Origin of the sequence: Pararhizobium sp. LjRoot238, assembly GCF_964252955.1 — a bacterium.
Taxonomy (GTDB): Bacteria; Pseudomonadota; Alphaproteobacteria; order Rhizobiales; family Rhizobiaceae; genus Pararhizobium.
On the sequence record NZ_CAXUPP020000001.1, the window covers coordinates 585,789 to 606,611 of the forward strand.

25 protein-coding genes and 2 tRNA genes are annotated in these 20,823 nt (G+C 58.9%); 12 read left to right on the forward strand and 15 right to left on the reverse strand.

All coding sequences use genetic code 11. The annotated features are described in order from the left end of the window. Positions 1-189: 189 nt before the first annotated feature. Entirely contained in the window at positions 190-381 is a 192-nt protein-coding gene (locus ACSQ3F_RS03025; RefSeq protein WP_436098862.1) for a DUF2735 domain-containing protein, read from the reverse strand. 499 nt (positions 382-880) lie between these two features. Between ACSQ3F_RS03025 and ACSQ3F_RS03030 the strand changes: the two genes are divergently transcribed. From ACSQ3F_RS03030 to ACSQ3F_RS03040, 3 genes are all read left to right on the forward strand, one after another. Further along, positions 881-1,921 (forward strand): glutamine synthetase beta-grasp domain-containing protein, encoded by a 1,041-nt coding sequence (locus tag ACSQ3F_RS03030; RefSeq protein WP_436098863.1) that lies wholly within the window; start codon positions 881-883, stop codon positions 1,919-1,921. A 218-nt stretch (positions 1,922-2,139) separates the two neighbouring features. Continuing rightward, positions 2,140-3,360, forward strand: a complete 1,221-nt coding sequence (locus tag ACSQ3F_RS03035) for an adenylate/guanylate cyclase domain-containing protein (protein ID WP_436098864.1) — start codon at positions 2,140-2,142, stop codon at positions 3,358-3,360. A gap of 194 nt (positions 3,361-3,554) precedes the next feature. Beyond that, positions 3,555-3,959, forward strand: coding sequence for a hypothetical protein (locus tag ACSQ3F_RS03040; RefSeq protein ID WP_436098865.1), 405 nt, complete (start codon positions 3,555-3,557; stop codon positions 3,957-3,959). Positions 3,960-4,163: 204 nt separating this feature from the next. Here ACSQ3F_RS03040 and ACSQ3F_RS03045 read toward each other — a convergent pair whose 3' ends face one another. Beyond that, the gene (locus tag ACSQ3F_RS03045) at positions 4,164-4,445 is read right to left on the reverse strand and encodes a hypothetical protein (protein WP_436098866.1); all 282 of its coding nucleotides are present in this window, start codon (positions 4,443-4,445) and stop codon (positions 4,164-4,166) included. A gap of 80 nt (positions 4,446-4,525) precedes the next feature. On the opposite strand from ACSQ3F_RS03045, the gene ACSQ3F_RS03050 reads away from it, so the two are divergent. Then, on the forward strand, positions 4,526-4,855 hold the full coding sequence (locus ACSQ3F_RS03050; protein ID WP_436098867.1) for a helix-turn-helix domain-containing protein: 330 nt from the start codon (positions 4,526-4,528) through the stop codon (positions 4,853-4,855). Between the two features lie 502 nt (positions 4,856-5,357). Here ACSQ3F_RS03050 and ACSQ3F_RS03055 read toward each other — a convergent pair. The 12 genes from ACSQ3F_RS03055 to ACSQ3F_RS03110 all read right to left on the reverse strand — a co-directional run bounded on the left by ACSQ3F_RS03055 (position 5,358) and on the right by ACSQ3F_RS03110 (position 12,396). After that, positions 5,358-5,636, reverse strand: a complete 279-nt coding sequence (locus tag ACSQ3F_RS03055; protein WP_436098868.1) for a helix-turn-helix domain-containing protein — start codon at positions 5,634-5,636, stop codon at positions 5,358-5,360. After that, on the reverse strand, positions 5,633-5,905 hold the full coding sequence (locus tag ACSQ3F_RS03060) for a type II toxin-antitoxin system RelE/ParE family toxin (RefSeq protein WP_436098869.1): 273 nt from the start codon (positions 5,903-5,905) through the stop codon (positions 5,633-5,635). Before ACSQ3F_RS03060 ends, ACSQ3F_RS03055 begins: the two co-directional genes overlap by 4 nt. A 321-nt stretch (positions 5,906-6,226) precedes the next feature. Further along, positions 6,227-6,302 (reverse strand) — tRNA-Phe (locus tag ACSQ3F_RS03065). Positions 6,303-6,490: 188 nt separating this feature from the next. Further along, positions 6,491-6,697, reverse strand: coding sequence for a DNA gyrase inhibitor YacG (gene yacG, locus ACSQ3F_RS03070; RefSeq protein WP_436098870.1), 207 nt, complete (start codon positions 6,695-6,697; stop codon positions 6,491-6,493). Positions 6,698-6,701: 4 nt separating this feature from the next. After that, complete coding sequence (locus tag ACSQ3F_RS03075; protein ID WP_436098871.1) at positions 6,702-7,322, reverse strand: Maf-like protein; 621 nt, start codon at positions 7,320-7,322, stop codon at positions 6,702-6,704. Positions 7,323-7,373: 51 nt separating this feature from the next. After that, a complete protein-coding gene (gene infA / locus ACSQ3F_RS03080; protein ID WP_037119817.1) occupies positions 7,374-7,592 on the reverse strand; it encodes a translation initiation factor IF-1 in 219 nt (72 codons plus the stop codon). A 144-nt stretch (positions 7,593-7,736) separates the two neighbouring features. Further along, positions 7,737-8,153 carry a low molecular weight phosphatase family protein gene (locus ACSQ3F_RS03085; RefSeq protein WP_349437771.1) on the reverse strand — a complete coding sequence of 139 codons (417 nt, stop codon included), beginning with the start codon at positions 8,151-8,153 and terminating at the stop codon, positions 7,737-7,739. 68 nt (positions 8,154-8,221) lie between these two features. After that, positions 8,222-8,692, reverse strand: coding sequence for a UPF0262 family protein (locus tag ACSQ3F_RS03090; protein WP_436098872.1), 471 nt, complete (start codon positions 8,690-8,692; stop codon positions 8,222-8,224). Beyond that, the gene (gene hisD, locus ACSQ3F_RS03095; protein ID WP_436098873.1) at positions 8,689-9,993 is read right to left on the reverse strand and encodes a histidinol dehydrogenase; all 1,305 of its coding nucleotides are present in this window, start codon (positions 9,991-9,993) and stop codon (positions 8,689-8,691) included. The genes ACSQ3F_RS03090 and hisD overlap by 4 nt, the downstream gene beginning before the upstream one ends. Positions 9,994-10,050: 57 nt before the next feature. Continuing rightward, positions 10,051-10,491, reverse strand: a complete 441-nt coding sequence (locus tag ACSQ3F_RS03100) for a DUF2948 family protein (protein ID WP_436098874.1) — start codon at positions 10,489-10,491, stop codon at positions 10,051-10,053. A gap of 107 nt (positions 10,492-10,598) precedes the next feature. After that, on the reverse strand, positions 10,599-11,891 hold the full coding sequence (gene murA / locus ACSQ3F_RS03105; RefSeq protein ID WP_436098875.1) for a UDP-N-acetylglucosamine 1-carboxyvinyltransferase: 1,293 nt from the start codon (positions 11,889-11,891) through the stop codon (positions 10,599-10,601). Positions 11,892-12,162: 271 nt separating this feature from the next. Beyond that, positions 12,163-12,396, reverse strand: coding sequence for a hypothetical protein (locus ACSQ3F_RS03110; protein WP_436098876.1), 234 nt, complete (start codon positions 12,394-12,396; stop codon positions 12,163-12,165). 155 nt (positions 12,397-12,551) lie between these two features. On the opposite strand from ACSQ3F_RS03110, the gene ACSQ3F_RS03115 reads away from it, so the two are divergent. Continuing rightward, positions 12,552-12,626, forward strand: a tRNA-Thr gene (locus tag ACSQ3F_RS03115). Here the strand turns inward: ACSQ3F_RS03115 and ACSQ3F_RS03120 are convergent. Next, positions 12,605-12,928, reverse strand: coding sequence for a hypothetical protein (locus tag ACSQ3F_RS03120; protein WP_436098877.1), 324 nt, complete (start codon positions 12,926-12,928; stop codon positions 12,605-12,607). The genes ACSQ3F_RS03115 and ACSQ3F_RS03120 overlap by 22 nt on opposite strands. A gap of 213 nt (positions 12,929-13,141) precedes the next feature. On the opposite strand from ACSQ3F_RS03120, the gene ACSQ3F_RS03125 reads away from it, so the two are divergent. From ACSQ3F_RS03125 to ACSQ3F_RS03155, 7 genes are all read left to right on the forward strand, one after another. Continuing rightward, entirely contained in the window at positions 13,142-14,818 is a 1,677-nt protein-coding gene (locus tag ACSQ3F_RS03125) for a putative bifunctional diguanylate cyclase/phosphodiesterase (RefSeq protein ID WP_436098878.1), read from the forward strand. Positions 14,819-14,985: 167 nt separating this feature from the next. Beyond that, positions 14,986-15,504 (forward strand): ubiquinone biosynthesis methyltransferase UbiE, encoded by a 519-nt coding sequence (locus tag ACSQ3F_RS03130; protein WP_436098879.1) that lies wholly within the window; start codon positions 14,986-14,988, stop codon positions 15,502-15,504. After that, a complete protein-coding gene (locus ACSQ3F_RS03135) occupies positions 15,501-16,679 on the forward strand; it encodes a methyltransferase domain-containing protein (RefSeq protein WP_436098880.1) in 1,179 nt (392 codons plus the stop codon). The genes ACSQ3F_RS03130 and ACSQ3F_RS03135 overlap by 4 nt, the downstream gene beginning before the upstream one ends. Then, on the forward strand, positions 16,676-19,036 hold the full coding sequence (locus tag ACSQ3F_RS03140) for a SpoIIE family protein phosphatase (protein WP_436098881.1): 2,361 nt from the start codon (positions 16,676-16,678) through the stop codon (positions 19,034-19,036). The genes ACSQ3F_RS03135 and ACSQ3F_RS03140 overlap by 4 nt, the downstream gene beginning before the upstream one ends. Positions 19,037-19,039: 3 nt before the next feature. Then, a complete protein-coding gene (locus ACSQ3F_RS03145) occupies positions 19,040-19,600 on the forward strand; it encodes a slr1658 superfamily regulator (RefSeq protein ID WP_436102019.1) in 561 nt (186 codons plus the stop codon). 14 nt (positions 19,601-19,614) lie between these two features. Then, a complete protein-coding gene (locus tag ACSQ3F_RS03150; RefSeq protein ID WP_436098882.1) occupies positions 19,615-19,962 on the forward strand; it encodes a slr1659 superfamily regulator in 348 nt (115 codons plus the stop codon). A gap of 578 nt (positions 19,963-20,540) precedes the next feature. Continuing rightward, positions 20,541-20,798, forward strand: coding sequence for a hypothetical protein (locus tag ACSQ3F_RS03155; protein WP_436098883.1), 258 nt, complete (start codon positions 20,541-20,543; stop codon positions 20,796-20,798). Positions 20,799-20,823 lie beyond the last annotated feature (25 nt).

A 20,823-nucleotide genomic window follows, 5' to 3' on the forward strand; every position in this document is an offset into this window, starting at 1 on the left:
TTTGTTAACCATATGCTTCCGATTGAGCGGCGGAAAGCTCTCCAAGAGTCGAGGGGATCAGGCTTTCAGGTGCTTTGGGGATGACTCTCAGTCATCCAATTGTATCGCGCGGAATATCTTCAACACGCAAACGCGGCGCTCTACTGGACCGGCATATTCGGCAACGGCAGCAGCTGGCTCCCGCCCCGATCAGGACTTCGGCGTCTGTTCCTCGCGGAGCGCTTCTTCATGGTACCAGTTGCTGTAATCGACCGGCAGAACCTGCTTGGGCCGAAAATCGGTAACCGTACCCGCCTGTTCGAAGCGGCGGCGGCCCAATTTCCGGCCTCCGGCGGGGAATTCGTAGATTTTGGCAGTCTCGCCCGTAGAAATCATTGCCATCTATCGGCTTTCCTTCGTTTTCGAGCCTGTGCGGATCGAATGAGGCGAACATAACAGATTTGCGTGGGTTTTGCGCGGATTGATTAAAAAAAATACAGGCAGCCTAAAAAGTAGGCTATTTTTTAGGCATTGAAATTTTTGCAGGGCTTTCGCAACAAATTTTAAGCGTTTGCACGCCAGTCAAATTGTCGCAAGTTTTGCGTAAATTTTGCGCACAACCCATGATTTTCACCGAAAACACCCGGTGGACCACGGGAGAAACATCCTTATTTAGCCGAAAAAGGCCAATTTCGCCAGCGACTTCGCGTTTCTGGCCCGGTCAGACCTTCCGAAGCTTATTGAACGATGGATTTTTCCTTTTCATCCCGGCAAACCAGTTGTCGCCACCCCTGCCGCGCAAACTGGCACGCGCTGTGCATATAACTCGCCAGCCGTTGGCGGCGAAGCACGGTTCAGGTTTTCCTGGTGCTGCGCATCATCAACCCATGAGAGGTTCGAAATGACGAAATACAAGCTCGAGTACATCTGGCTCGATGGGTACACACCGGTACCGAATCTTCGCGGTAAGACACAGATCAAGGAATTCGAAACGTTCCCGACGCTCGAACAGCTGCCGCTGTGGGGCTTCGACGGTTCGTCGACCATGCAGGCCGAAGGCCGCAGCTCGGATTGCGTGCTGAAGCCGGTTGCCATCTATCCGGATCCGGCGCGTACCAACGGCGCGCTCGTCATGTGCGAAGTCATGATGCCGGACGGCGTCACGCCGCACGCGTCCAACAGCCGCGCGACCATCCTCGACGACGAAGGCACCTGGTTCGGCTTCGAACAGGAATATTTCTTCTACAAGAACGGCCGTCCGCTCGGCTTCCCGGAAACGGGCTACCCGGCTCCGCAGGGTCCGTATTACACCGGCGTCGGCTATTCGAGCGTTGGCGACGTCGCCCGCAAGATCGTCGAAGAGCATCTCGACCTGTGCCTTGCTGCCGGCATCAACCACGAGGGCATCAATGCCGAAGTGGCCAAGGGCCAGTGGGAATTCCAGATTTTCGGCAAGGGCTCCAAGAAGGCCGCCGACGAAATCTGGATGGCCCGCTACCTTCTGCAGCGCCTGACGGAAAAATACGGCATCGACATCGAGTTCCACTGCAAGCCGCTCGGCGACACGGACTGGAACGGCTCGGGCATGCACGCCAACTTCTCGACCAAGTACATGCGCGAAGTCGGCGGCAAGGAATATTTCGAAGCGCTGATGGCAGCCTTTGAAAAGAACCTGATGGACCACATCGCCGTTTACGGGCCAGACAACGACAAGCGCCTGACCGGCAAGCACGAGACTGCGCCGTGGAACAAGTTCAGCTACGGCGTTGCTGACCGCGGCGCATCGATCCGCGTTCCGCACTCCTTCGTCAACAACGGCTACAAGGGTTATCTGGAAGACCGCCGCCCGAACTCGCAGGGTTGCCCCTACCAGATCGCTTCCCAGATCCTGAAGACGATCTCCGAAGTTCCTGCCGAAGGCAGCGTTTCGGCTGCTGCCTAAGTGATTTCTCATGGCGCCGGCCGACCAGCCGGCGCCATGATTCTGTTTAGCGATCGGCATCGCACCGACTGCCCGATCCCGGCCGCGCCATTTGCCGTCCACAATCGGCGCCGCGTGCCAATCTCAAAGCACTTAAGACACATCCCACACTGGTATTCCGCTCTCGCGGTGACTAAGTTTACGGTTCAGAGCGCCGACGACCATGACGGGGTGTAGTTATGCAAATTCCATCAAGCGTCACTTCCAGCCTGCGCCCCGGGAGCACAGACCTGCTGCCAGGCGACAGCAGCAGCGGCATCGTGGAATGGCTGCTGACCGAGACGCGCAATGAGCGCTTCATCGACAATATCTTCGTGGAGATGTGCGACAAGCTCATCGAGGCGGGCGTGCCGGTATCGCGCGGCACGTTGCATTTCCGCACACTTCACCCGCAATGGCTGGGCGCGCGGATTCTGTGGCTGACGGGTATGAAAGAGGCCGAAATCCGAACTTTCGGTTATGGCGTCGAGGACACCGCCCAATACCGCAACAGCCCGATCAACGAGCTCAACAGCGGCGCAGCCGTCGTCCGCCAGCACCTTGAGCCCGGATTCGGGGACGCTCCACCCTACCCGCTTTACGACGAACTGCGCGCCGAGGGTCACACCGACTATGTTGCCTGGCACCTGGAGCACACGCTGGGCAAGCGCCATATCATCACCTTTGCCAGCGACAGGCCCGGCGGCTTCAGCGATAGCGAGATTGTATTCCTGGCCGAGCTTTTGCCGGCCTTCGCCCTTGTCAGCGAAATCCGCTTGAAGAACCGCCTGGCGCGCACGCTTCTTGAAACCTATGTCGGCCCGCATGCGAGCGAGCAGATTCTCGCCGGGGCGACAACCCGCGGCAGCGGCGTGACGGTGGGTGCTGCGATCCTGATCTGCGATCTGCGTGACTTTACCGGCATATCCGATATGTGGCCCCGAGATGACGTCATCGAGCTTCTGAACGGTTATTTCGATGCGATGGCGGAACCGATCGAACGGCACGGCGGCGAAATCCTGAAATTCATGGGCGACGGCCTGCTGGCGATCTTTCCGCTCAGCAACGCCAATGCCTGCCACGACCTGCTGAGTGCTATCGGCGAGGCCCAGGCCGCCATGGCGGCGCTGAACGAGGAGAACGTGAAAAAGGGCCATGCGCCTCTCGGCTATGGTATCGGCGTCCATGTGGGCGATGTGATGTACGGCAATATCGGTTCGCGCAGCCGCCTCGACTTCACCGTCATCGGCCCTGCCGTCAACATCGCCTCGCGCCTGGAAAGCCTGACCAAGGAACTCAAGCGCCCCGTGCTTCTGTCACGGGCCTTCGTCGAGATGGCAGGATGCCAGGCCCAGTTGAAAAATTTAGGCCTGCATCCGTTGAGGGGGCTTGGCGAACCGATCGATGTGTTTGCGCTTTGAGGGGAAGGGATCACCTTAGCCGCGAACTCGCAACACCCGGTGAGGAGAACAAGGGTCCGCACGAAGGTATGCCGCATAGCGAGCGGACGCTCCCGCAGGGCGAAGGCTAGCGCCAACGCCCCCAATTTTGGCTATTCTCTGGAAATCCAATTCAATGCTAATATTAGCGCGGGGCAACAATGGGGGGATCCTGAATGCCGCGCGTCGCTCAGCTTTATTTCAAGACAGCCATCATCTTCCTGATCATCGGGATTTCCATGGGCCTGCACATGGCCATCGGAGGCGATCATAGTGCCATCGGCGCACACGCGCATGCGAACCTGCTCGGATGGGTCACCATGGCGATTTTCGGCGGATACCACGCCCTCAATCCAGCCAAGGCGGAACGCCGGATCGCGATGATCCAATATGCCGTCTACACGGCCGGCGTGGCTTTGCTGGTGCCGGCGCTCTACCTGATGCTCACTGGCAACCCGTCGCTGGAGCCCGTTGTCGCGGTCGCGTCGATCATTGCGTTCGCCGGCGTATTGATGTTCGCCGTGATCATTTTTAGCGGCGGGACGACCGCAGAGCGCCCGGCTGCCGCGGCGGCGCAGTAGCGGGCATCTATCTTCGCCGTAATAACCTGAAGGCGGCAATAGTGCGGTAGATCATGGTTGATCGAAGAGGCACCGCTTGTGAGGTGGTGTAAATTCTCTGCAATTCCACATTGCGGGGAGACATTCACGGCCAAGACGCCGGCAGCGACCTGCCAATCGTGTCGCTCCCTTGCCGCGTGCGCTGATGTCCGCACGGACTGCCGGTTACTTTCCGATGCCCCTGCGTTCCAGCTCCTTGCGCACCCGCCGCCACTTGCCTCGTTCGAAGTTCTGCGAGTAGCGCCAAGCGCGGTCCTCTTCGATGGCTGCAAGTTCTTCGGCTCGGTCGGCATCCTTCTCTATCAGTTCGTCGGCCAAGCGGCTGATCTCGGCGAGTGGGATGAACAGTGGCCGGATGCGCCCTTGCCATTCCATCCAGAGGAGAACAGCCAGCACGAAAGCGCCGAACGCAAGGAAAGGGAGATAGTCGTAGCTGACATCGAGCATGAAACCACAGGAAATGTTCCGTCTAATAAGAACATACTCTACATAGACAAGGTCAGGCTGTCAGGAACATTTTGTTCCGCATGGAAGTGTTTGCCACAAATTTAAGGCGGAGGGCGCAGGAACTTGGGCTCGCCAACGCTGAGGTTGCGCGTCGGGTTGGGCTGAGCGAACGTCGCTACGCGCATTACGTGAGCGGTCGCAACGAACCCGACTTAGCGATGCTCCTGAAAATCGCCGATGTCCTACAATCCAGCCCTAACGAGCTTTTGTCTGGCGATGAACCGCAAGCAAAGGAAAATAGAGCGCGTCTGATCGATCGCCTTAAAGCTGCCTCGGAGGTCATGACCGAAGCCGACCTTGAGGTTGCCGTAGCTCAAGCTGAGGCGGTCATAAGCCTCCGTCGAAAATGATCTGGGATTTCCCTGACAACCCCCTTGTGGCTGTCTTATTGGAAAGATCGTCTTGAACCGAAGGAGACGATCATGACCGACAAGGCAGGCGAAATCATCACCCTCAGGGCTCTTTGCGCCAAACTGAAGATCGACCCGAAGGAGGCCCGCGAACGCCTGCGCGATGCAGCGGACGATCGCCGATAGGGAGTGCGCCAGCTGTGGAAAGATGTTTCGCCGAAGGATAGTAACTGCATCCATTGCTCGCTGGCATGTTTTCTCAAGGCCCATGCGCAGAAAGAACGGGAATGCAGTCACTGCGGCACCATGTTCAAAAGTGAAGCGCTGGGCGGGAAATTTTGCAGCTCGTCGTATAAATACAAGGCATTCCGGGCGCGGAAAGCCGCTCGGCGCGCGCCCGCTCCCGAGCCACAGTACCGATCAAATTGACGGCCGAGATTTTCGACAGCTGGTTTCAGGAAGCTGCGTGAGAATTCGCCGAGTTGGCGACTTGCATATGCCGTTACTGTTGAACGAGATTGATTTCCAGCTTCGCGCCGGTTGCCTCGGCATAGCGCCGCAGGGTGGCGAGCGAAGGCGATACGCCGCCGCCTTCCAGCCTGGCGATGGCCGATTGCGTGGTTCCGACACGGCGCGCCACCTCTGCCTGAGACAGTTTGGCCTTGGTGCGGGCGCGAACCAACGCTTCGACGAGTTGGAATTCGGCGTCGGCCTTCTCGTATTCCTGCCGGAATTCCGGATTGTCCATCAGCCTTTTCTTGAGATCTGCTATCTTGGTCATGACCGTAGCTCCTTCAGCCGCGCTCTGGCGATTTCGAGGGCGCCCGCCGGCGTCTTCTGGGATTTCTTCACAAACACATGCAGGACGATCACCTTGCGGCCGGTAACCGTGACATAAATGCCGCGGGCGATGCCTTCCGCCGCCTTGGCGCGCAACTCCCACAGTTTGCCTTCCAGATGCTTGACATGCGGTTCGCGCAACTGCTCCAGCCCAACGGCTTCGACCGCTTCCATAAGTCGGATCAATCGTGCTTGAAGACCGGGCGGCAAGGCCTCGATCCTGCAGCCTCAAGGGTTTCGACCACCCATCTCATGGACGCTATATAGCGAATATGATATTAATCAGCAAGGGCAAAAGCGTTCCGGGCAAGAACGCTTTCCGAGAAAATGTCGCAAGAGACGACATTTGATGGTGGCCGGCATTTGTTCCCTTGCGCGAGGACTTGAACCGCGCCGGGTTTGCCGGAGGCCATTGTCTTTTGCCCTTGCATTGCCCCCGCATGCCGCGTGCCTTTGGACGACCCAAGCGGTCCAACGCCGGCACGCCACGACGTGACCACATCGCAACAAGTTGATTTTCTTGAGGAAAAATGGTGCCCGGAGGCGGATTTGAACCACCGACACGCGGATTTTCAATCCGCTGCTCTACCAACTGAGCTATCCGGGCATCCCTGCTTTTTAAGCAGTGGTTCCGCTTGAAGAACCGTGGGGCGGTTGGTTGCGCCCCGGAAGCGAGCGGGGTTATAACATCTTGTTCGGCGGTGTCCAGCACCAAATGACGTTTTTTCGACAGGAAAATGTCATTCGTCGCAAATATCTGAAAAACAACGGATATCCGCGAAATTTTCAGCCGCGTTATTCCTCGTCGCCGGCTTTCGATTCATCGTCGGCTACCGGAATGGCGTAGGAACCTTTGAGCCATCTGTTGAGATCGACGTTACGGCAGCGGTCTGAACAGAACGGGTAGTGTTCCCGGTGCGATGGGCGCCGGCATTCCGGGCATGGCACGGTCTTGCGCAGCGGCGCAACATTCGATGCACCCTTGTTTCCTTCAGAACTCATGGCATTAGCCCTTCATCCAGCTTTCATGCACGTCATAACCTTCGCCCATCAGCAGGCTCACGGTCTCATACAGCGGCAATCCGACGACATTGGTATACGAACCCACCAGCTTGACGACGAAGCTGCCGGCGATGCCCTGGATGCCATAGGCACCCGCTTTGCCGCGCCATTGGCCCGACGCGAGATAGCTGTCGATATCGTGGCTGGAGAGCCGCTTGAAACGCACCTTGGTGTCGATGACCTTCTGGCGCACGGTCTTGTCCGGCGTGATCAGGCAGACGCCGGTATAGACCCGATGACTGCGGCCGGAGAGAAGATGCAGCGCGCTCGAGGCTTCGCTGACCAGTTCCGCCTTGCCCAGGATGCGGCGGCCGACGGAAACGACGGTATCGGCGGCAAGGATGTAGCTTCCTTCCCAGCCGGGCTCGCCCTTGATGGCGGCGAGCGCTGCCCGCGCCTTCTCGGACGACAGCCGCCAGGCCAGCGAGCGCGGATGCTCGGTGCGCTTCGGCGTCTCGTCCAGATCCATCGGCAGCAGGCGCGCCGGCTCGATGCCCGCCTGGGCGAGCAGCTCGACACGCCGCGGCGAACCGGAGGCCAGGATCAGCTTGTGTGTCAATGCCATCGCAACAGGGCCGTCGATCTCGAGTTTTGCGGCAAACACGCCGCGCCGCGCTTATTTGAAGCGATAGGTGATACGGCCCTTGCTCAGGTCGTAGGGGGTCATTTCGACAAGTACCTTGTCGCCGGCGAGAACACGGATGCGGTTCTTGCGCATGCGACCGGCCGTATGGGCGATGATCTCATGTTCGTTTTCAAGCTTGACGCGGAACGTCGCATTGGGAAGCAATTCGGTGACTACGCCCGGGAATTCGAGGACTTCTTCTTTCGCCATGTAGGGTATTTCTTTCTGTGCTTCTCTGTGGACGCTACCGGCGCCCTTCAAAATTCGGCGGAAACTACACAATCGCCGCGGTTTTGTGAACAGCAGCGACCCGTCTTTTCCGGTTTTGTCTTCTTTTCTAGTTTTATCAGGGCGCTATGCCATCTTGTCCGGCATTTGTCCAAGCAAACGATGCTTAAGCAAGGTGGCGATGTGATTTCGGACCTCGCGATAGGCCGCGACGATCTGCTCGCGGGTTCCGGTCGCGACCGTCGGGTCCGGCGTCGGCCAATATACCACATCGATCGCCATCGACCGCGTCAATTCCAGCGCCGCATGATGCGCCTCGGGCGCAAGCGTGACGATCAGGTCGAAATAATCGTCCTCGAGTTCGTCCAGCGTATGCGGCTGATGCCGCCCGGCCGTCAGTCCGATTTCCTGCAACACCACATCGACGAAGGGATCGCGCTCTCCCGGCCTGACCCCGGCCGAGGCGATATAAGTCCCCGGCGGCAGCATCGCTTTCGCCAGCACTTCGGCCATCGGCGAGCGGATAGCGTTCATTCCGCACATGAACAGCACCGACTTCGGCGCTTTCCCGGTCTGCTGCGGCAGGTTGGGGGAAGCAGCGACCGTCACGGCTATCCCCGCCAGTAGAGCACGCAGACGAGCGTGAACAGGCGACGTGCCGTGTCGAAATCCAGCTTGATCTTGCCCGACAACCTGTCCATCAGCGTCTGCGAGCCTTCATTGTGAATGCCGCGCCGGCCCATGTCGATCGCCTCGATCTGGCTCGGCGTCGAGGAGCGGATCGCCTGGTAATAGCTTTCGCAAATCATGAAATAATCCTTCACGATCCGCCGGAACGGCGTCAGCGACAGGATATGGGTCGCCACGGCAGCACCTGCCTCGGTGGTGATCACAAAGACGAGCTTCGAGTCGATCAGCGACAGGTTGAGCCGGTAGGGACCGCCGGCGTGGCCTGCCGGTTCGAAAAAATTCTCCTCGATCAAATCGAAGATCGCAACCGCCCGCTCGTGCTCCACGTCGGGCGTCGAGCGGCCGATGGTTTCGTCGAGCATGACATCGCAGAGGCGGTGGCTGCCCGTCATCCCTCGCCCCCGAGATTGAGGCGGATGGCGACCGAGCGCGCATGCGCTTCCAGACCTTCGGCGCGGGCAAGCGCGATCGCTGCCGGTCCAAGGTCACGCAACTGGTCGGACCCGAGGCGCAGGATGGATGTGCGCTTCATATAGTCGAGCACGCCGAGGCCGGAGGAGAAACGGGCGGAACGGGCCGTCGGCAGCACATGGTTAGAGCCGCCGACATAATCGCCGATCACTTCCGGCGTGTGGCGGCCGACGAAGATGGCGCCGGCATTGCGGATTTTCGGGATCATCGCATCGGCATGGGCGAGCGCAAGTTCCAGATGTTCGGCCGCGATGCGATTGGCGAGAGGTACCGCTACGGTGAGATCGGGCACGAGGATGACCGCGCCGAAATCGCGCCAGCTGGCACTTGCGGTTTCGCCGCGCGGCAGTGTGCGAAGCTGGCGCTCGACCGCCGCCTCGACCGCCGCGGCAAAGGGCGCATCGTCGGTGATCAGGATCGACTGGGCACCGACATCGTGCTCGGCCTGGGCGAGAATATCGGCGGCGATCCAGTCCGGATCGTTGTCGCGGTCGGCAATGACGAGCACTTCGGACGGACCAGCGATCATGTCGATGCCGACGGTTCCGAAGACCTGGCGCTTGGCGGCGGCGACATACGCATTGCCCGGCCCCATGATCTTTGCGACCGGCGCGATCGTCGCCGTACCATAAGCCAAGGCCGCAATCGCCTGGGCGCCGCCGATCCGGTAGATTTCCTCGACGCCCGCCATGCGCGCAGCGGCAAGCACCGCCGGATTAATGACGCCGCCATTGGCGGGCACGACCATGACGATGCGCTCGACACCGGCAACCCTGGCCGGAAGGGCATTCATCAGAACCGAGCTTGGATAACTTGCCGTGCCGCCCGGCACATAGAGCCCGACGGCATCGATCGCGGTCCAGCGCGAACCGAGGCCGACGCCCATCGAATCCTCGTAGATATCGTCCCTCGGCCGTTGCCGGATGTGATGCGCCTCGATCCGAACCGCAGCGACCTTCAGCGCGCCGAGAACCTCGGAGGGAACCATCTCGATCGCGGCATCGATCTCGCCAGCGGTCACGGCCATGCCGGTCACGGCGAAATCGAGGCCGTCGAATTTCTTCGTATAATCGGCCAGCGCCGCATCGCCGCGCAGGCGCACGTCATCGATGATCGCCCGCACAGTCGCATTCACGTCTTCCGAGACTTCCCGCTTGGTCGTCAGAAAGGCTGCGAACTGCTCTTCGAAGCCGGGCGTGAGATAATCAAGGCGGATGGCCAACGGAAAAGTCCTTAGTAGATGGTCTAAAGAAGCGTGCGGCGGCCGGCGGGCCAGTGATCAGGCGCCGGCCGGATGGCGGGGCTTGAAACCGGTTTCCCATGCGCCACCGGTATCTGCAAGCTGTACCTCGATACATTCCACATCGAGCGTGATCGAGGCACCGCCGGACAGGACGAATTCGACGGTTCCATCCGGCCCCTCGCCGTTCTGCTCGAACTGGATGGTGAGCAGCGACAGCACCTGTTCGCCATCCCTGCGGTCAAACCCGATCGAGCGGACGGCGTTGACACGCTTGAAAAGAAGCACGCTGCGGCGGCGCTCGAAGGACTTGCCGCGCCCTTCCGCCGTCTCCCAGACGAAACGGTTGGTCACCAGCGACAGCTGGCGGGAGCGTGGCGCATAGGCGAGGCCCGATACCTTGAAGACCGCGTCCTGCACATGGGCCGAGACGATCGCGAGGTCTTCCGGATCCAGCCCCATCAGCTTCAATGCGTCCATGCCATCTCATCCCTTTAGATCTGCCGCCAAAGGCGGCTCAGTCGTGACAAAGGACATAGGACGCCGCTGTCGAATCCGCAACAGCAAGTGGCGTTGCAAGCGGCCGATCAGTCGCTGACGCGCTCCACATTGGCACCGCAGCGATTGAGCTTTTCTTCCAGCCGTTCGAAGCCGCGGTCGAGGTGATAGACGCGCGACACCATGGTCTCGCCTTCTGCCACCAGGCCGGCGATGACCAGCGACACCGAGGCGCGCAGATCGGTCGCCATCACCGGCGCGCCCTTCAGGCGCTCGACCCCCTCGATCTTGGCGGTCTGGCCCGACAGCGAGATTTTCGCGCCGAGACGCGCCAGTTCCTGCACATGCATGAAGCGGTTTTCGAAAATGGTCTCGGTGATGTGCGAAATACCGCTCGACTTGGTCATCAGGCCCATGAACTGCGCCTGCAGATCAGTCGGGAAGCCCGGGAAGGGATCGGTCACGACGTCCACAGGCTTGATGCCGCCGCCATTGCGCACGATGCGAAGGCCCGTCTCGGTTTCGGAGATTTCGGCACCGGCACGGCGGATGGCTTCAAGTGCCGTATCGAGCAGCTTGGCGTTCGTACCTTCAAGCACGACATCGCCGCCAGTCATGGCAACGGCCATGGCATAGGTGCCTGTCTCGATGCGATCCGGCAGGACGCGGTGGCGCGCACCCGACAGCGAGATCACACCTTCGATGGTGATCGTCGATGTGCCGGCGCCGGTGATTTTCGCGCCCATCGCATTGAGGCAGCGGGCAAGATCGGCTACTTCCGGCTCGCGCGCGGCATTGCCGATCGTGGTCGTGCCGTTGGCGAGCGTCGCCGCCATCATCATCACATGCGTCGCGCCGACCGAGACCTTCGGGAAGACGTAGCGCGCGCCGATCAGGCCGCCCTTCGGTGCCGTCGCGTTGATATAGCCGCTATCGATCTCGATGGTGGCGCCGAGCGCCGTCAGGGCCTCGATGAACAGATCGACCGGCCGCGTGCCGATGGCGCAGCCACCCGGCAGCGAAACCCGTGCCTTGCCTTCACGCGCCAGAAGCGGGCCGATCACCCAGAAGCTCGCCCGCATCTTCGAAACCAGCTCATAAGGTGCGGTGGTATCGACGATGTTGCGGGAAGTGAAATGGATCGTGCGCGAATAGCCTTCGCTCTGGCGCTCGCGGCGGCCATTGACGGATATATCGGCGCCGTGATTGCCGAGAATGCGGATCAACTGCTCGACATCGGCGAGATGCGGAACGTTTTCCAGCGTCAGTGTGTCATCCGTCAAAAGCGAGGCAATCATCAGCGGCAAAGCGGCGTTCTTGGCGCCGGAAATCGGGATGATGCCACGAAGTTCATTGCCGCCGGTAATTCTGATGCGATCCATAGGGTACCTTACGGGCGCCGCCCGCCTTTCCTGACATTCCGTTCTTGAGAGATTGGCGCCTCCATAAAGGAAGTGCCGTCAAATGAGAAGCAAATTGAAACGAAGACGGCGAAGCACATCCGGATGGATGAGGAAACGACATCCGACACTGACTTATATGTCGCCTCAACGCGTCAGCTCACCTTATGGCAGGACGCGAAAGGCTTGAAGCGATAACCTTGCCAACCACGCGCGATCCGCCCCCGGATCCGATCGATGGTGATGCCGCCGATTATTCCGCAGATTCGTCCGATTTTGCGGCAGGGAGCCCCGATGTTTCATCGGCATCGCCAGCACGCCGCGCCCGCCCCTGCTGCTTGCGCCGCAACAGGTTTTCCCGCAGCGTCTTTGCCGCCCGCTCGCGGCGCGCTTCCGCCTGCCGCCGCGCCTCCTGCCCGCGTTCATGCTTGCCGGCCCCCTGCGGCGGGGCATCGCCATTGCGTCTCTGATCGTCTTCGTCTTGCATGACCGCTGAAATACCGCAAAATGGCGCAGTCCGGAAGTATCGCTGCGGTTTCCCCAGCCTGTCCAATGAAATGTGAGATTTGCGGCTTGCGCTCCGCAACAAGCTGTGGCAATAGGCCCTCGCTCGCGCCGGACAACACTGACCCGCCGCACGATGCTGCTATAGCTCAGGGGTAGAGCACTCCCTTGGTAAGGGAGAGGCCGAGAGTTCAAATCTCTCTAGCAGCACCATTCATTTCCTGGAAAGCATAGATTTTTTTAACTTCTCTGTTCGAATGATCGACCTCGGTTTCTCTCAAGGATTGCCGCGGCGAGCGTTGCGGTGGCAGTCTTGCTCTTGTTTCATCGATGAGAAACATGCGACGTTTCGGGACGGTCTTGATTACGGTGGCGGTGATGACGATGAGAGCGGCGATCCAGGCAAAGGCGTATTCGTCGGACGAGCTTGCCTTCCAGTGTCCATCGGTATCCTGCGTTGACCAATCCTCAAAATTGCGTGTTTTGGTCGCAAATGTTAAAAGAATCCGCGGCAAGCGTGGGGCCGACTCGGCATCGCCCCTGACCACCTCTCTGATAACAGCGAGATTTCAGCATCTCTCTGTGGTCGAGCGGCATTGACGATAACACTTTTCGCGATAGTTCTGAATTAACTGGCAAGGTTGGAATAACGTCTGAATGTGATGCAATCGCAGACGGATTGGTGCATGCACTACTTGGGTGGCACGCAACAGAGGGGAGCGGCAAGAATGAGGGATGCTGATAGGACGTTGTCTGCCTCATCTTCGGTCGAACGTTATTCCTTCACGCAAAAAGACGAGCTTATCTCGCTTTACGACGAGAGCTTTCATCTCATTGACTGCTCGCCAAGGCACAGCAAAACATACATTGTCGACTCTCTGGTCGACGCAACCTTGTGGCATGTCTATCCGGAGCTACTGGCTCCCAAACCCAAATCCGCTGTAGAATTCGTGGTTGCGAGCGGCGTACCACGAAGCGTTGAAATTGTAGACGCAAACACCAAAGAGCGTCTCATCCTGCTGATCTTTCGCACGGCTCGCGGCATCGGGGTCGTTGAAACGGAAAGCAGCGCCGGCTATCATAAGACTTTCCGTCAAAGCGACAACGACCGCGCCCTTCTCCTTCACCAGGCAACCCATGACGTTCTGACAGGATTGCCAAACCGGCGCCAATTCAGCGACCAGCTGCGGGGCACCCTGCCGGTGGCAGGCGGGGCGAAACTGGCGCTCATGCAAATAGATCTTGATGATTTCAAGCCGATCAACGACACGCTGGGCCACGGAGCAGGTGATGCCGTTCTCAAAATGGCGGCGGAGCGAATAAGGAACGTGCTTGGGGAGCGGGAAGTTGCCTACCGTTTGGCAGGCGACGAATTTGCGGTCATCCAGTGGAAAGTCGACCAGCCTGGCGAGGCGGAGCGCTTGGCTGATGCGCTCGTCAACGCCTTCAAGGAGCCGTTCACGGTCGAGGGCATCAATGTCTTCGTGGGAGCGAGTGTGGGGACTGCCGTCGCCCCCGGGGACGGAAACGAGATCGAGCAGTTGATGAAGGCCGCCGACATTGCGCTCTACGCGGCAAAGAAAGATGGCCGCGGTCGTGCAAGGATGTTCAGCCGCTCGATGCTCATCGTCCTGGAGCAGCGCGAAATGTTGCGCCGCAGCTTGCGGACCGCCCTGCAAGACGGGCAATTCTTCGTCGAGTATCAGCCTCTCGTGAGACCAGCCTTTTCGATTGTAGGCTTTGAAGCGCTCTTGCGATGGCGCCATCCCCTGGTCGGCCTGATCCCACCGAGTGTCTTCATTCCCATGGCTGAGTCCGACGGCCTTATGAGCGAAATTGGGCAATGGGTGTTGGAGCAGGCCTGTCGAACGGCGGCGACTTGGCCCGCCCATTTCACGGTAGCCGTCAATCTTTCTCCGGCGGAATTTTTGCGTGAAGGGTTGACGGATCGGGTCGCCCAGACACTCGATGCGGTCGGTCTGCGGGCCGATCGCCTCGAACTCGAAATCACCGAATCCGTGTTGCTGGAGCGAACGACAAATAATCTGGATACGCTCAATACGTTGAATGTACTCGGCGTTCAGATTTCGCTCGATGATTTTGGGACCTATTATTCCTCTTTGAGCTATCTCAAGAACTTCCCCTTCGACACCATCAAGATCGACAAATATTTCATCAGGGATCTCGAGAGCGATGAGAAGAGCCAGACGATCGTCCGATTTATAATCGCTCTCGCCCATGGCCTGGGAATGCGCGTCACCGCCGAGGGCGTGGAGACGCGAGGTCAGATGACTTGGCTTCAGAAGGAGGGATGCGACCAGTTGCAGGGGTATTTCCTGGGCGTTCCGATGCCCGCGGCAGCGATCGAGGACTTCCTTCGCCAGTCGTCGTTGGCATTCTTGTAGCAGGGCTTCTCGCACCCTGTCGTACGCCTCGGTGGCGCGCGGTCCGGGACTTAAAAAACGGGGCCGGCGCGACCTTCGGCCCCTGACCGCAAGTCCAGCTGCGCGAAAATCGCTGTGGAGAGTTTTGAGACGCCGTGGCAGAGTTTGCTCATGGAGGACGAATCGGCATGGAAATAGCCGCAAAAGAACCCGCGGAAGCAGGCTTTCAACCCTTGCTTCAGCTTGAGATGGAGATGGAGACCTTCCTTTCGGATTGGCGCCATTGCGATCAGTTGTCGACCTTCATGGCGCGAATGATCAGCCACAACCGAGCGGACCCCGTTCGGCACTCGAATTTTTTCTCATCCGCCCTCAACGAACTTCTGGAGCTCTCGTTTCGTGGCGGCTGCCCGAAGGGCCAGATTGGCTGCATGATCTATCGGCAGGGCGCAACGGAACGGGTGAGACTCTCTTTTCCTTGCCCCCCTGGCCACCGGCAGTTTTATCGCGAAGCGGTGTCGAAAACCCATCGGGAGGACGCCTACGCCCGCTATCTCGATTCCATATCCACTGACCTTGCACCCAGCAAGGATGTGGTTCTTCTGGACCTCGCGATCAATTTCGACGCTCAGGTTCATCTGGACGAAAGTGCTCCGCCGTCTATAACGCTCGTTGTCGATCTGCCTTTGGAAGGAATTGTGAGTTGAGCTCAACGGGCCTTTCCATACCGTTCAAGGCAGAGTTTGACGCCAATAGCCAAGAGTTCTCTCTTTCCGGGGTGATCCGTCCGCGCTCGATAGACGAGATCGCAGCAAGCATTTCGATGCTCAAGGAAGCAATCAACGAGGTGCGAGGCGTTCTTTACATCAATGTGAGACGCCTCGTTCAGATGAACAACACCGCTTTCCACGTCTTCGTGCGCGTGGTGCTCGACGCCTGCCGGGCGAGACCGGATCTTCGCTTCGTGATCGTGACCTCGAGCGTCGTCGGCTGGACCACCCGGATGTTCACACGTTTGAACGAGATCGAGCCACAGATAACGGTCGAGGTCTATGATTCCAAATTCTACCCGGGCCAGAACTTCGTGGAGAACGCGAGCTTTATTCCGATACTGCGCACGCAAACCAAGATGACGTGGCGCCATGAGCGCGCCATCCTTCCGCGTCACGGTCTGCGCCCGGGTATCGTCATGGCGGATATCTGCTGCGGTATCGGTGATTTCGCCGTGCTTGTCCAAAAGGAGTTCCAGCCGGCACGGATTGTCGCGCTCGATCATTCGAAGGCAAGTCTTGCCTACGCGCGCGACGTGGCAGCCGGTTTCGGCATTACCGGCATCGAGTATACCTATGGCGACGCATCCGAGATGCTGCTTGAGGACAGCCAGTTCGACTTCGTGAGCTGCCGCCATTCGCTGCAGATATTCAATCAGCCGAACGCGCTTCTGGCGGAGCTTTACCGGATCTGCAAGCCCGGAGGACGGGTATACATAACGAACGAGAAAAATTCGCACTGCCTCGGCGAGCCTCGATCACAGAGCATTCAATGGACGTACAACGAGGTCGCGAAGTTGTTCAGCCATTTCGAGATGGACGTAGAACTGGGGCCCAAGAGCCGCCGGTATCTTGCAGACGCCGGCTTCGACGACATCATCGTGGAGTCGTTCATGGTCACCAACCTGGACGGGGACCCGCGGGACTTCGCCGACGTTATCGCCGCCTGGGAAGATGTCTATGCCGGCGAAATGGCCGTAAAGCGTGGCGATTCTCCGGAATTCCTCCAACGCTTCCGCCAAGGCTTCCAAGACCATATCTTCGCTGCCCTCCATCCCAAAGGTTATGCCGGCTGGCCGATCTGGGTGGCATCTGGACGCAAACCGCTATGAACGCGCCTCTGCAACACACAGCCCGCTTCGGCCTGCGCTCATTCCGCGCCAAATTCGTCCTTGTCGTGGGGAGCGCCGTGCTGTTCGATCTGCTCGTCAGCGGCGGCCTAGCGCTCTGGAATGTCCAGAGGCTTTCCCGTGATGCCACGGCGGAGGTCGGGCAAGGTCTAGAGCGGGCCAACCAGGACTACATCCGCTCCTACGCGGAAGGGACGGCCGCCCGCGTCAATCTGCTCCTGGATCAGGTGCATTCCGACGTCGGTACCTTGGCCGGCGTCCTGCAAGCGCAGATCGACCACCCCGCGAGAGAGACTCAGATTGGGGAAGCGATGGCCCGTGGCGCCCCCGAAGCGGTGACCGTCGCCTACGATGCGAAGGGGCGGTGGGCTCAGAATCGACCTGGACCTCTGTCTGTTGTCAGCGTCTGGGGATATCTTCTCGATTCAAATCACGTCCCGCGTCCTGACGTCCAGAGGGAGATCGAAAACAGCGCTGTCCTGGACCTCATTGTTCCGAGCTTGCTGGCAAACGGCCGGTCGAAGCTGCAGATGTATTATATCGGTCCGAGGGAGCGGCCAATCTTCAGAACGGCGCCCTATACGGATCAAGCTCAGACTTTCGACAGGCTCTATCCAGGTCACAATGAGGCAGACTTCTGGACCTTCTTCTTCCCGGGTCTTTACGAGTCGTGGCAACAATGGGCACAAGACCCCGGATCGCGCCCGGTAAGTGACAGCATCACGCAAACGGCACCGTATACAGACGCAATCACGGGCAAACTCATCGTCAGTTTCTTCCAGCCACTCCGGTCAAGCGATGGCAAACGGGTGGCCGGTGCTGCTGGAGCGGATATTACGCTCGACCAGCTGGCCGAGATCGTCGAGAACGTCAAGGTCGCCGACCATGGATTTGGTTTCCTGACGATGTCGGACGGCAATGTTGTCGCCATCAACCCGGTGGGGGAGAAGGTGATCGGCCTTCAGACATCGAGCGCTGGCAACAGTGAAGGCGTGACGGGTCTCGACCGCTCTTTGCGCCGGAGCGTGCAGCCGCAGATTGCGCAATTGCCCCTGGATCAGGATGGGTTGCTGCAACATATCATGCTCGACGAAAACGGCGAGAAGGTACCCTATCTGGTCGTCGTGAAGCACCTGCAGCCGACGAACCTGTGGTTGTCCGGCCCCGTTCGGCGCGAAACCATGTCGCTTGGCATCGTCGTGCCCGAACGCGAGATCTATGCATCCCTGTTTGCCGCACAGGCGAAAATTTCAGAGGCCACGAACAGGATCCTGATCTATCAGATCCTGGCGCTGCTGGTGTCTCTGCTTTTCGTGATTGCGGCCGTGTTCGCGATATCCAAGCGCATAACCGGCGGCATCAGTGCGCTCGCCGGTGCGGCCAAGCGCATCCAGGCCCAGGATTATTCCGTCAGGGTCGCCATTCCAACCCGCGACGAGGTCGGCGAGGCCGGTGCCGCCTTCAACCGCATGGCTGAGCAGATCAGTTTTCATACCGAGAATCTTGAGCAACTGGTGGAGGACCGCACGCAGGAGATCGAAGAGGCGAACCTGCAGATCTCGGCATTGAACACGCAGTTGCGCAGCGAGAATGTGCGCCTTGGCGCTGAACTGGCCGTCGCCCGCCGGATCCAGATGATGGTTCTGCCCAAGGCTCACGAACTCGAAGAAATCAGGGATATGGAGATTGCAGCCTACATGCGGCCCGCCGATGAAGTCGGCGGCGACTATTATGATGTTCTAAGCGATGGAGGGCGGCTGAAAATCGGCATCGGCGACGTCACCGGGCATGGGCTAGAAAGCGGCGTGTTGATGTTGATGGTTCAGTCGGTTGCGCGGGCTCTGCAGGAAGCGGGCGACATGGACCCGTCGCAATTTCTCAATCGTGTCAACCGTGCCATTTACAAGAATGTCGTCAGGACCAGCACCAACAAGCATCTGTCCCTCGCATTCCTGGACTATGAGGGAGGACGCCTGACGCTTTCCGGACAGCACGAGGAACTGATTGTGGTCCGGAATTTCGGAGAGGTGGAGCGGATCGACACCCTTGATCTCGGTTTGCCGATCGGCTTGGAGCCGGATATCTCGCCGTTCGTGGCGACACGGGAAATCTCATTCGGCCACGGTGACATGATCATTCTCCACACCGACGGTGTCACCGAGGCAGAGAACCGGGATGGGGAGCTTTTTGGCATAGAGAGGCTTTGCGAAAGCGCGCGTCAGCTATACGGGCGAAGCGCTGAGGACGTCAAATTGGGGATCATCAAGGATCTGATGGTGCATATTGGCACGCAGAAAATCCATGACGATATCACCCTCGTAGTCATGAGACACAGGTGAATGATGACGACCTTATATGGACTGGCGGACCTGACGATCGGAACGGGCGAAAACGTCACCCGGCTTCGCCTCTTCGAAGGACCGTTGGATCTCAGCTTCAAGCACTGCGGAATTACGGCGGATTTTGTCGCCGAATTCGCCGCGTTGCGCTACCGCGCATCCCGCGGCCTCTACAGAGAGGTGCGGCACAACATTGGCTACGTGACCAATGAGCTCATCGAAAATGCCGTAAAATTCCGCCAGGGCGGCGAAATACTTGTGGAAGCCTCGATCGAGGCCAACACCTTTCGGGCGAAGGTTTCAAATTTCATCGACAAGGCAGCGGCCGAGCGCTTCCAGCATTTGCTTTCAGAAATCACAACCGGAGATCCCGGCGATCTCCTCATAGAGCGGATCGAAGCGAATGCGGCGCACGCGCGAGCGAGCGAATCAGGGCTTGGACTTCTGACACTCATGAGCGATTATGGTGCTCACTTTGCATGGGTTTTTGGCTCCGGGGAACAGGACAGCAAAATCCCGCTGGAAACCTATGCGTCTATCACCGTCCCCGACATCTCGAACTGATGGGCAGAGAGAATATGGAAATCAAGGACGAAGAATATCGCGTCTGGTCAGAAGATAAAGAAATCTACTTCGATGGGACCATGCGCCTGCCGGGTGCGGAGGCTTATGCCCCGATTTTCGCCCTTGTCATGAGCGCTCTTGAGGCCGAGCCAGATCGCGTCACCATAGACCTGACGGGACTGCAGTTTCTCAATTCCTCCGGGATCAACCTGCTTGCCAAGCTCACCATCGAAGCGCGCAACAGGCCAAATGTCCATCTGACAGTGCGCGGAACGTCGGAATATCCATGGCAATCAAAGTCACTTCCAAACCTGAAGAAGCTGCATCCCGGGATTGAGCTCACGATGTGCTCCCCGGCTTAGGATCGCCCCGAACCGGAACTTCCGGGCGTTTCTAAGATGGGGAGCACGTCAGGTAGACCAAGAATTCCGGCGTTCTTGACATTTTGCCCAAAACAGAACATAACATGAACAAACAAGGAGACGCGCCGCGAAGACTGGTGCGCTGGCCGCGGGTTCTCCAGATAGTGCGGCAAAATCTTGAGGTCAGTGATGCGCCATATCGATGAAATTACTGAGCGGACTCAGGCGGTACTCGCACAATCGCGGGCCTTCAGGGAGCGTTCGCGGGCGATGCGGGAAGAGCACAAGGCTCTGATCGAGCGTGCTTCGATCAGGTCCGGTCAGCTTCATTTCGTGTTTCCAGCCTCAAATTCGGATAACGCCAAACACTGATGGGCGTCAGCTGGAATTCGCGCGGTGGCACGGCAACGATCGACGACGGCGCTTATTTCATCATCACAACACTTGCGCTTTTGCCGCTTCGTTGCCTTCCACTTCGCCGCACTTCCGCTTCAGTGCAACCGACACTTCCGCTACATCTTGAACGTGCCGGCAATCACGTTACATGCTCAGTGAGCGTCGTTACGGAGTAGGCCGCAATGAAATCTCTCACTGTCCTGAGTGCAGCCGCCCTCATGCTTGCCTCATGCACCACGCCGGAGGTCGAGCCCGTGCCCGGCAGCATCACCTATGGTGGCCAGCCGCGCACCAAGCTGACGAAATCGCCGATCGGTAGCGTCGTGCACAATTCATTCCGCTATGGTAGCGGCATCGCCTACGAGACCTATATCATTCAGCCGGACAGATCGCTGAAACTTATCCGGCGCGATATCAAAAGCGATATTATTTTTGATTAAACGAGGATGCTAACTTCAAAATGTT